This is a genomic window from Pseudomonas sp. MAG002Y, from assembly GCF_019400845.1.
Classification (GTDB): domain Bacteria; phylum Pseudomonadota; class Gammaproteobacteria; order Pseudomonadales; family Pseudomonadaceae; genus Chryseomonas; species Chryseomonas luteola.
Genome location: NZ_WOEJ01000037.1, coordinates 1 through 10,559, shown reverse-complemented (window position 1 = coordinate 10,559; position 10,559 = coordinate 1). Strand labels below are relative to the sequence as shown.

Here is a 10,559-nt window from a genome sequence, read left to right as displayed (position 1 = left end):
CATGAACCGGACGATCAAGCAGGCCACCACCAAGGCCTTTCATTATGCCTCGCTTAAACAGCTGCAGGAGCATATAAGGGATTATCTGTGGGCGTATAACAGCGCTCGTCCATTGCGCGCCTTGAAAGGGCAAACACCGATTGGCTTTATCCTCGGGCAATGGCACAAACAACCACAGCTCTTTTTAACCGATCCAAACCCCTTCTTCCCGGGACCTAACACCTAGTGACTCGAAATCCCCTCCTGACTCAAGGGCTGGAGAAGCATTGTTTACAGCTAGATGGATATTCCTGTATGTCGCTCGGATGTAATCGAACAAGAGATCTATTGAGCCGGGCTTGGATAAATCTACTTCCTGGAAATCAACAGCTTGGCTGAGTGCTGGGTTTGCTTCTACGCAATCGTGCCACGTCGATTTACTACGTCCACACGTTATAACGTAATAGTCTTTCGCAACTAGCGCCTCAACTATAGCCAGGCCAATTCCCTTAGACCCGCCAGAAACAAAAGCATACCCTTTACAAGTTGAATGCACAGTGACCCTCCATTATGAGAATGCAAGTTAGAGAAGCTGTAGCAGCTCCAATGCGCTTTGCAAGCCCAAGACATCCATGATGATTGCCTAAGTAATAGCTTTTCTTATGTGGTCATTAGAGTGTACCCCAACGGTAACATCTGCTGAGTATCGTCTGGGTGTAGCTATAAATAGGCAGAGGGACTTAAACGACTACACCGCCTATTCGCACACCTTACGACTACACTTCAATCGTTATGTGACACTTAGAACGCGCCTTGGCCGGATAGTAAAGAAGACAAGGGCTGGCAGGAAGTTGACCAGTGACCCTACGCTTTGTTTGTGTCTTGAGTATGAGCAAAACGCGTTAACATACCGATATAGATTGTTAAGGTGTTTTGTGATTGCTAGTCGACTTCAAGTGTACCAATCATATCTATGCGGTCTCACAGGACTATCAGCATGGCGAACGAGTAGCGCGGCACAAACACACTCGGGCGCAGCTTATTCATGCCATCAGCGGCGTGGTAACGGTCAATAGTGTAGAGGGAGCCTGGGTCGTACCTCCCGGCCGCGGTGTCTGGCTTCCTCCAGAGGTAGAGCACGATCTAAAGATTGCCGGTTGGGTACAGATGCGCACCTTGTTTGTCGATCCGCTTGCTCGAGCTGACCTGCCTCATACCTGCCGTGTCGTAGACATATCACCATTGCTTCGTCAACTTATCATTACGGCAATGAGCATACCCGACGGCTATTCTGCCGGCGGGCGTGATGAACGAGTAATGGAGTTGATTCTTGATGAGTTGCGTGTGCTTCCAGTGCTCGCTATGCATTTGCCTGCGCCCACAGATCCTGCTCTTCAGCGCCTCTGCCAGGAATTAAAAAAAGACCCTGCCTCGCAATGGTCTCTTGCCGCCGCCGCCAAATACCTGGAAGTCAGCGAAAGGACCCTGACGCGCCTGTTTCAAAGAGAGACTGGACTAAGCTTTGCTCAATGGCTACGCCGTTTGCGCCTACTCTCCAGCCTTGACTCCCTGGCCGCAGGTCATCCAGTCGTAGAGGTCGCCTTGGATTTGGGTTATGACAGTCCCAGTGCGTTCAGCGCCATGTTTCGTCGCACGCTTGGCGTCTCACCTACCGCCTATTTTGGCAAGACGCCCGCCTATGGTCACGAGAATGACTAATGCGCAATAACAAATGCTTCTTCGCGTGAAGCGTGGATCAACCGCGCCGCAGCACTGATAACGGCTCGTATCGACGCGCCAGTGGCATCTCCATCAATAGCCACACCATAGAGACATAAGCCATTTGCACTACGACATTCTACGTAAGCTGCTGCCCGACTAGCCGTTTCCTGACCTAATGTATGCTCTGCATAGTCGACGATTTCAAGCGGCATATTGAATGCCTTGCGTAATGCGTCTATGACGCTTGACAACACACCGTTGCCTTGTCCCTCCAACGAAAGGGTGCGGCCTTGATAACGGAGCTTGCCATTAAAATCATGCAGGTAGACTGCATCCCCATTCCCTGAAATGTGATAGTCCAAGAGATGCATATCTGCCTGGACGTGAAGCCCATATACCTGACGAAACAGCTGCCATATCTGTGCTGAGGTGAGTTCCTTCCCGCTGCGATCGGTCTGTTTTTGTACCTCACGGCTAAATTCCATTTGTAACCGTCGAGGCAGGTGAAGTCCATGATCCTGCTCAAGCAGCCAGGCTACGCCTCCCTTTCCTGACTGGCTATTGACTCTTATAACGGCTTCGTAGCTGCTTCCCACATCAGCAGGGTCCAACGGCAAATAAGGTATATTCCAGAATCCATCCGGTTTACTTGCCTGTGCAGCAAAACCCTTCTTGATGGCATCCTGATGCGATCCCGAAAAGGCAGTGAATACCAGCTCTCCGGCATACGGGTGACGTGGGTGAATCGGGAGTTGATTACAGCTTTCTACCGTCTGTACGACTTCGCGCATATTGGAAAAATCAACCTTCGGATCGATACCCTGGGTATAGAAGTTCATTGCCAGCGTGACAAGATCAACATTGCCAGTTCGCTCTCCATTGCCAAACAGGCAACCTTCTACACGTTGGGCACCAGCCAGCAACGCCTGCTCTGCGCATGCCACTCCGGTACCGCGGTCGTTATGAGGGTGCACACTGATCGTGACATGCTCATGGTTGCTTAATTGGCGCATGAACCACTCGATCTGATCGGCATAGACATTTGGTGTTGAAACCTCAACAGTAGCTGGCAAGTTGAGAATCAACGGCCGGTCGTCCGAGGGTTGCCACGCCTGACGGACCGCCTCGCAAATTTCCAGTGCAAACTCAAGCTCGGTAAAACAGAACGTTTCGGGTGAGTATTCATAAATCCATCGGGTTTGGGGTTGCTGATTGCAGAGTTTTCGAATCAGTCGAGTACCCTCAACAGCCATTGCTACCGTAGCGGTCTTGTCCTGGCCAAAGACGACTTCCCTAAAGAGGGGCGCAGTTGCGTTGTACATATGAACAATTGCTCGCGGTATACCGGCCAGGGATTCGAAAGTACGCTGAATCAGTTCCGGACGCGCTTGCGTCATGACCTGGATATAGACATCAGCAGGTATACGATCGAGCTCAATCAACTCTCGTACAAAATCAAAATCAGTTTGTGACGCGGCAGGAAAGGCAACTTCTATTTCCTTGTATCCGGCCTTAACCAGCAGATCGAAAAAGCGACGTTTGCGCTCAGCCCCCATAGGCTCAATTAACGCCTGGTTGCCATCGCGCAGATCTGTCGAGCACCAGCGAGGAGCCTGAGTAAGTGTACGGGATGGCCATTGCCGATCAGGCAGGTGTACAGGTGTAAAAGGTCTGTATTTCCGCTCAGGTTGTTTTAGCATGGGAAAGCTCCGCTATCAGGAACTCAAAGCGTCGCTTGTTGGCAATCGGCTTGCGCTAGCGTAAAGGACAGCCATCGTCGCGAAATAGACAAAGCAGCCACAACGCTGGAGCAGCTTTTTGCTATCACTATTGCCATGAGGATATTGTCGTGATCGACGGCTACAGGCCCCGTGATGATTCTGGATCGTTTGTACAAGTGAGCCTATGTTTACTCACCTGCTTCTGTTCTAGGTTTGTCTTGATCAGGCCTGAGATCCAGTGATGGATACGCACAAGCCTTATCTAAGGCTCCTTGGCAGCATATTGAAGGTCACTACTATCAGGGCCATGAGAGCGGTTAGACCTAGCAATGTGGCCAAGGTAAGTGTTCCACTTGCAAGGGATGAGGCGTCTATTACCAAGCCCGTAATGATCGGCAAGAGCCCTGCCGGTAGATAGCCGCCCAGGTTAAAGAGAGCATTAGCTTCTGCGCGGCGATTGTCCGGAATATGCTGAGCAATCAGACTAAATCCCCCTAACTGCCCGGCTCCCTGGGCAGCGCCAGCCAAAAGCGCGGCCAGGACCAGGAACGCAGCAGAGGACCAATGCAACGCCATGACAAACAGAATCATGGCGGCACAGGTAGCGCAGCCACTCACCAAGAATATGAAATTGACCGCGACTTTCTTTATACCAAGCTGTATCGCTACGGCTACGCCAAACATGGCGCATGCAGTGGCGCCCGCTATGAGCGGACTTTGGACACGCAGGATATGCGATAACATGGACGGGCCAAGCGATAGTACAAAGGAAGTCGCACTGATCCCAGGCCCGAAAAAGGCGATACCCTTGATAACATGCCCTAATGAGTGCGCTGGGACCGTAGGAAGACGCAGTTGACGTCTCTCTGTCTCAGGGGGTTGCGCTTTGACTGGTTGCACTATCAGAGCAATGATCGCGCTGAGCAGTATCAGAAGTTCAGCGGAAAAGGTGAGCGTGATGGGGGCAGGTGTCCACTGATAAATAATGCCTGCCAAAAGAGGTCCCAGTCCCGCCCCCATTACCATGGCCATCGACGCTAGGAGCGCACCCGATGAACGCCTGATAGGACCTGCATTGTCGACCACCAATGCCATACCGGCAGTCACGACGATTCCAACAGCGATACCTGTGAGTAGTCGTGCCACAATCAAGGCTGTCACTGATGTTGCTGTCTCAAAGAGTAGGGTGGCCAGGACTGCCCCTATCAACCCTGGCAGGAGAAGTCTTTTACGACCATACCGATCCGCAAGCTGTCCTGCGAACAGCAGTGTTGTGATCAAGCCTATGATATAGGCGGCAAATATAAAGGTCAGTGTGCCAGAGGCAAAGCCTATCTTCTGCTGCCAATAGGCATACAGCGGGGTGGGTGAATTAGACAGCATGAACACCGCTACCACGATCCAGGCAGCAGACCACATCCTCCAGGCGGGGTAATCCACATCAGCCGTTACTGTACAAGCGAACCCATCTTTGTAAGAAACCTTAATAGGTAACTTTATTTGCTTCTTGTATTGCATGAGTGACATTGCGGGACACTAGTGTTAATGGATCAAAGGAGGGGGTTGACTCTGGTAAACAAAGGTAAAACCGGATGCCTCCGCATCAGCGCACGTCCGAAGTAAGCGGCTCAGGCAAGTTATTCTTATCGTTAGAGGCTAGCTCCCCATGAGCCTGATTCCGTCCTAGCAATAGCACCATGAGCAGAGCGGTTAAAACGCTCAAGCCTGCGAGGACAAAGAGCAGAAATCGAAAGCCTTGGTTATAGGCGCCATGAATCAATGAAAGCTGATTGACCCCAAAGGCAGACGCCATCTGTAAATCACCCAAGGCTGCACGGCTGGAAATCTCTGCAAGCTCGCTACTAGGCATACCCGCAATGGCCTGATGCAAATCAGATTGAATCAACGCTGCCAACAGGGCACCTGCCAGCGCAATAGCGACGCCATCCGCCGAGACCCGCACGGCATTGAAAATCCCCGTAGCCATTCCTGCTCGCTCGGGCTCTACAACGCTTACCGCCATGCCATCCATCAACCCCCAGGGCAATCCTATGCCAATCCCAATCAACGCCATCGGCAGTAGTGCATGACCGCCTCCCTCACGACCGAGTGTTGTGCCCAGCCACACCAGCCCAATGGCAACCAGTACCAGACCCACTCCGCATAGCATTCCAGAGGTTAACCAGCGCGACAGCAGTGCAGCGAGCAAGGGGATAACCAGAAGCGGTGCAGCCAGAGCAATCATGAGTTGCCCAGCTTCCAGTGCCGTCAGGCCTTCTATGCCAATGAAGCGACCCGGTAACATGACAATCAGGACCACAAAGAAGAACGCTGGAGAGGCTGCCAACACCTGCACACCGATAAAGCGAGCGCTCGAGAATAAAGACAGGTCCAGCATAGGATAGGTAACGCGCTGTTCTATCCGGGTAAAAGCTACCAGCGCTATTCCCGACAGGACCAGTGACCCCAGAACCCACCCATCCCGCCAACCATACTCGGGTGCCAGCAGGACGCCATAGGTAAAGGCGGCCAGCGCCAGCGTAAAGGTTACCGCGCCAGGCCAATCGAGCCTTTGGCTGCCCAAGGTCCCGGACTCCCTCACACTTCCGAATACCAGCAGAAAGCCTGCAACGCCGATGATGGCGGTGGCGTTAAACACCCAGGCCCAGCCCGCGACTTCGACCAGCCAGCCAGAGGCCAGAGGACCAAAGGCAAGTCCCACTCCAAAGGTCGTGCCCAGTAGGCTGAATACTCGAGTTCTGATAGCACCATGAAAGGTCTGCGCCAGTGAAGACATCGCGCCAGCGAATGCTGCCGCTCCTCCAAGTCCCTGTAAAAGGCGAAGGATATCAATCCAGAAGACCGAGCCGGAGTAGGGGATCGTGAACGTGACCAGCGAGAAAAAGGCCAGTCCGATCAGCCATATACGGCGTCGACCATAGATATCTGTCAGGCTGCCCGCCACCATCATTGCACTACCATAGGTGAGGATATAGCCGTTTACGACCCAGTTAAGCTCACTGGCACTACCGCCCAGCTCCTTGCCCAGTATGGGAAGTACTACGGCAGGGCCTGTGAAGCAGAGCGGGATCAGCACCCCTGTCAGGCAAGCCGCCAGCAAGTGGAAGAGGTTTCTTGTGGAGAAGGACTTGGAGGGGGTCATTTCTAACGCCTTATGGAGAAGGAATTTGACCAGCGCAGATCAGCTGATCCGTACTGGCAAGGCAATAGAGTAGAGGAGCTTGTGATAAGGAAAAACAGGCTTAAAATCTGAACATATCGGAATTAATTTCTTCAATAAGGATAGGCAGTGGAACAATTAAGCGGCATTGCTGTTTTCGTTCAGGTTGCCGAGACGCGAAGCTTTACCAAGGCCGGAAAGCTTCTGGACCTGTCGGCTTCTGCAGTAGGCAAGAGCGTTGCGCGGTTAGAGGAAAGATTAGGGGTACGCCTGTTTCATCGCAGTACACGAAGCATTACATTGACTCAGGAAGGGGCCATGTTTCTTGAGCGATGCAGGCGAATCCTGACAGAGCTTGAGGCAGCAGAACTTGAGCTGTCCCAGACCCAGCAGGCTCCGCGAGGCCGGCTTCGGATCAGCCTGCCCCTGGTAAGCGACTTGGTCATGCCGGTGCTTATCCGGTTCATGAAGCAGTATCCGGAGGTTGAGCTGGATGTCGATTTCACTGATCGCCTGGTCGATATCATTGAGGAAGGTTTTGATGCGGTCATACGTACCGGTGAGCCTTCCGATTCAAGACTTATGTCCCGGCGCCTTGGGACTTTCCACCTGAAGTTGGTAGGGTCACCTGGGTATTTTGATGCATGCGGTATTCCGCATCAGCCGCGGGATCTGGAAAGACATGTTTGCCTGCAACATCGGTTTCCTTCTACCGGTCGCTATGAGACCTGGCCAATACGGCAAAGCGACCAGACAACACCTCTGCTTTCACAGACTATTGTATTCAACACCTCGGAAGTACTGGTAGATGTGGCCAGAGCCGGACTGGGCATAGCTTGCCTCCCGGATTTTATGGTGAGAGAGTCGCTTGAGAAGGGGGAGCTGGTTTCAGTGCTGGATGAGCACATCGAGCATACCGGTTGCTTTAATATTCTATGGCCGTCCAGCCGGCATATGGCACCAAAGCTCCGGGTCTTTATCGACTTCGTTTCGGAGCACCTGCTGCCTGCTCCGTAATCTGTTAACCCCTGATGTAGTTGAGTATGTCACTGATTGCTTCAAGGTCAGGTGCCAGGTTGGTTAGTTCTGCTTGTGAAACCCAGGGATATGGTAACGGGGCTACCCATGTCATGATCGGACAGAGCGCGTCATAGGATAATACCTGCATATGCTCGATCGTGATCTGAAGCTTGCTTACCAATCCTGATGTGAATGACCATTCATAAAGACCGCAACCAACTTTTACCTCTGCAGTTTGCTTGTCGGACATGGCTACCAGCCACTTACTGGTATGAGCACTCGCATCTGGCTCAGGCGGCGTTCCAAGGCTAAATGTATAGACATTTTCATAAGTGGCACCGAAGCGACTTACCAGTACATTACTGATTTCCTTTAATCCCTTTGTTTTTGCAGGAAATGAGATTGCGCCAGTATGGACCTGCATCTCCAACGTAGCGTCTGGATGAAAGGCCATAGCCATCAGATGCAGACGATTACCGTCCTTGGCACGAATATATTGTTCGATAGCAGAGCGAGAATTTATATTCATTATTATCAACGATACTTATGGACGGAATTCGCCTCAATATAACAAGGTCTTGAACTGACTATTGTAGAGATCACAATGCATGGCAGAGCAGTGTGCCAGGCTGCGTTTAACAGGCCAACGATAGGGTTTCTATGATTCGTCTTGCTATCGCTGCTGTAACCAGGGCTGATGCTGAAGACCTCTTGCGCTTCGAGGCTCAGAACAGAGCTTATTTTGAGTCGCAGATTAATGCGCGCACCCCGGATTACTATTCCCTCCAGGGAGTAACAGAAGCCATCGAAGCCGCTATTGATGATGCCTTTGACGACAAGGGATACCAGTATCTCCTCCGAGAACCGTCAGGCCATCTTATCGGCCGAGTGAATCTTAGAGCTGTTCAGCGCGCGCACTATCATTCAGCCGTTCTCGGCTACCGGATTGCGCAGCATGAGACGGGCAAAGGCTACGCAACCGAAGCCGTCAGGCTTGTACTTGACGTTGCATTTGGCAGACTTGATTTAAAGCGTATCGAAGCGGATGCTCGATCTGACAATGCAGCATCACTGGCTGTATTGCGGCGCAATGGGTTCGTCCAATATGGGCTTTCCAGGAAGAGCTTTGAGCTAAACGGGGAGTGGTTTGACAGGTTTCACTTTGAAAGGCATGCCTTGGGCTGATCTCTGTAACGGCATGGAGTTGAGGATCATGACAGTAGGGTCCCTCTTCTCGAGCGACTTTCTTTCATATCATAGGCGTCAGGAATATAGCCGCGCGACCATGTTTGCTATTAGCTGATGTACATCGCAATCTGCAGCAGGGGCGCAAAGAAGCCTCAGCTCATGGGCGCCAAGACTGGGAAAACCCTCCTTCTGCGTTAAAACACGCACTTGTTGGCTTAAGTTGGTAAGGTCGGCAATTCCTATCGCGACTCCAGCTTCAACGGCAGACATGACAAGTCCTGAATTAGCACTTTGCATAACCAACCGCCACTGTCGACCCTGACGCTCAAGCGTTTCAATGGCCATGCTCCTATAGGGACATCCCTCACCATGAAGGGCCAGCGGTAGGGGCTCTTGATCATTTACTTGCAGAGCAGGAGAGGCGACCCATACAGGTTGCAATATCTCCAGCGACGGCTCGTATAGCATGTCCTTCTTATAGGCCTGTACGACCAGAGCCAGATCAAGCTGTCCTTGATCCAGTCGGTATCTAAGCTGGCCGCTGGTACCCGTCTCGATCTCCAGTTCGATATGTGGGTAAGTTGAAGAAACCTGAGCAAATAGCCCATCTACCACTTTGCATGCGTGATCATCTGACACACCCAAACGAACTTTTCCTCTGACAGGCTGATCCACGAGCCTTCCCATGATGCGGTCATGCAGGGCCAATAGCTCGGCGGTCTGAAGCGTAAATTGCTGACCGAGCGTGGTCAGCGATACTGATTGATTATCGCGGTCAAAGAGCTTGCCGCCGGCTATATGCTCTAGACGCCTGATATGCAGGCTGACAGCAGAAGCGCTACGGTTGAGGTGTACAGCCGCGGCCAGAAACTGCCCCGTTTTCACAACGGTATGAAATGTTCGAAGCAGTTCAATATCAAGGGAAAGGGACATAGATGAGAAAGTCTGCATGATTCGTGCGGATAGTCTCGTTTGTGTGCATCAGCTCGTCAAACTAGGCTGCGTGATACATGGTTTGGTATAGGACAGCACATGTACGAGGCACTTGAAACATTAGTACCGGTAATAGCGGCCTTATGCGGTGGGATAGCGTTGGGAAAGTTGTCGAGGCAAAGGGTGGTCCAGAGTGCGACGAGACTCATATCCCCTCTGGTAACAGCACTTCTCTTCTCTATAGGCTGCGAGTTTGGTGCGGTTTTAACCAGTCCTAAGCTGGCCGGTCATTCCCTCCTCTCAGGAGCGACCTTTGCAGTCTGCTGCACCCTGACCTCATGGACACTAATCTGTTGTTTCTACAGGCAAGCCTCTGATGTAACCCATCCTAAGTCAGAGAATAGAGGTCATGCCTTGCGCTCAAGCTTTAAAGGATGTGTGTTGACCCTCTCTATCGTCGCAGCAGGCGCTGTTACCTCTCTTACACCGTTGGCACTTATTGAAGAGCACTTATGGCTGCCAGGCATCAGTCACCTTATTTATGCGCTGGTCTTTCTGGTAGGGATTGATCTGTCACGCATGAAGATAGATCGTCAGTGGCTTTCCATAGGTGCGCTTGGTCTTCCACTACTGGCCATAACAGGGACCTTTGCGGGGGGAATGATGGCTGCCTTGCTGCTGGGAGAGCAGCTCAGGATGGGATTTATTCTGGCATCCGGCTTTGGCTGGATGAGTCTCTGAATCGCCCCGGCTTTCCTAGACACTCTCCAAGCTCTGGAAATAGCGCTTTTCAAATTCTACTGGCGATAGCTGCA

At 51.9% G+C, this 10,559-nt stretch carries 11 protein-coding genes; 5 read left to right on the top strand and 6 right to left on the bottom strand.

The features are described from left to right. On the top strand, window positions 1-226 hold a 226-nt coding region (locus tag GM154_RS25325; protein ID WP_219654269.1), incomplete at its 5' end, for an IS3 family transposase. Here GM154_RS25325 and GM154_RS26165 read toward each other — a convergent pair. Continuing rightward, window positions 185-535, bottom strand: coding sequence for an SDR family NAD(P)-dependent oxidoreductase (locus tag GM154_RS26165; RefSeq protein ID WP_219654266.1), 351 nt, complete (start codon window positions 533-535; stop codon window positions 185-187). The two genes, GM154_RS25325 and GM154_RS26165, sit on opposite strands and share 42 nt — an antisense overlap. 383 nt (window positions 536-918) lie before the next feature. On the opposite strand from GM154_RS26165, the gene GM154_RS25315 reads away from it, so the two are divergent. Next, entirely contained in the window at window positions 919-1,698 is a 780-nt protein-coding gene (locus tag GM154_RS25315; protein ID WP_219654264.1) for a helix-turn-helix transcriptional regulator, read from the top strand. On the opposite strand, the gene leuA is transcribed toward GM154_RS25315, so the two are convergent. The 3 genes from leuA to GM154_RS25300 form a co-directional block, all read right to left on the bottom strand. Then, complete coding sequence (gene leuA, locus GM154_RS25310; RefSeq protein WP_219654262.1) at window positions 1,695-3,401, bottom strand: 2-isopropylmalate synthase; 1,707 nt, start codon at window positions 3,399-3,401, stop codon at window positions 1,695-1,697. The two genes, GM154_RS25315 and leuA, sit on opposite strands and share 4 nt — an antisense overlap. Before the next feature lie 279 nt (window positions 3,402-3,680). Continuing rightward, complete coding sequence (locus tag GM154_RS25305; protein ID WP_219654259.1) at window positions 3,681-4,841, bottom strand: MFS transporter; 1,161 nt, start codon at window positions 4,839-4,841, stop codon at window positions 3,681-3,683. 184 nt (window positions 4,842-5,025) lie between these two features. Further along, window positions 5,026-6,585 (bottom strand): MFS transporter, encoded by a 1,560-nt coding sequence (locus GM154_RS25300; RefSeq protein WP_219654257.1) that lies wholly within the window; start codon window positions 6,583-6,585, stop codon window positions 5,026-5,028. Window positions 6,586-6,732: 147 nt separating this feature from the next. Here GM154_RS25300 and GM154_RS25295 point away from each other — a divergent pair, with 147 nt between their 5' ends. After that, the gene (locus GM154_RS25295) at window positions 6,733-7,620 is read left to right on the top strand and encodes a LysR family transcriptional regulator (protein WP_219654256.1); all 888 of its coding nucleotides are present in this window, start codon (window positions 6,733-6,735) and stop codon (window positions 7,618-7,620) included. Between the two features lie 4 nt (window positions 7,621-7,624). On the opposite strand, the gene GM154_RS25290 is transcribed toward GM154_RS25295, so the two are convergent. After that, window positions 7,625-8,152, bottom strand: a complete 528-nt coding sequence (locus GM154_RS25290; RefSeq protein ID WP_219654253.1) for a hypothetical protein — start codon at window positions 8,150-8,152, stop codon at window positions 7,625-7,627. A 131-nt stretch (window positions 8,153-8,283) separates the two neighbouring features. Between GM154_RS25290 and GM154_RS25285 the strand changes: the two genes are divergently transcribed. Next, window positions 8,284-8,808, top strand: coding sequence for a GNAT family N-acetyltransferase (locus tag GM154_RS25285; RefSeq protein ID WP_219654252.1), 525 nt, complete (start codon window positions 8,284-8,286; stop codon window positions 8,806-8,808). Between the two features lie 78 nt (window positions 8,809-8,886). On the opposite strand, the gene GM154_RS25280 is transcribed toward GM154_RS25285, so the two are convergent. Then, window positions 8,887-9,744, bottom strand: coding sequence for a LysR substrate-binding domain-containing protein (locus tag GM154_RS25280; protein WP_219654251.1), 858 nt, complete (start codon window positions 9,742-9,744; stop codon window positions 8,887-8,889). Between the two features lie 441 nt (window positions 9,745-10,185). Between GM154_RS25280 and GM154_RS25275 the strand changes: the two genes are divergently transcribed. Beyond that, window positions 10,186-10,485, top strand: a complete 300-nt coding sequence (locus GM154_RS25275) for a LysO family transporter (protein ID WP_219654250.1) — start codon at window positions 10,186-10,188, stop codon at window positions 10,483-10,485. Window positions 10,486-10,559 lie beyond the last annotated feature (74 nt).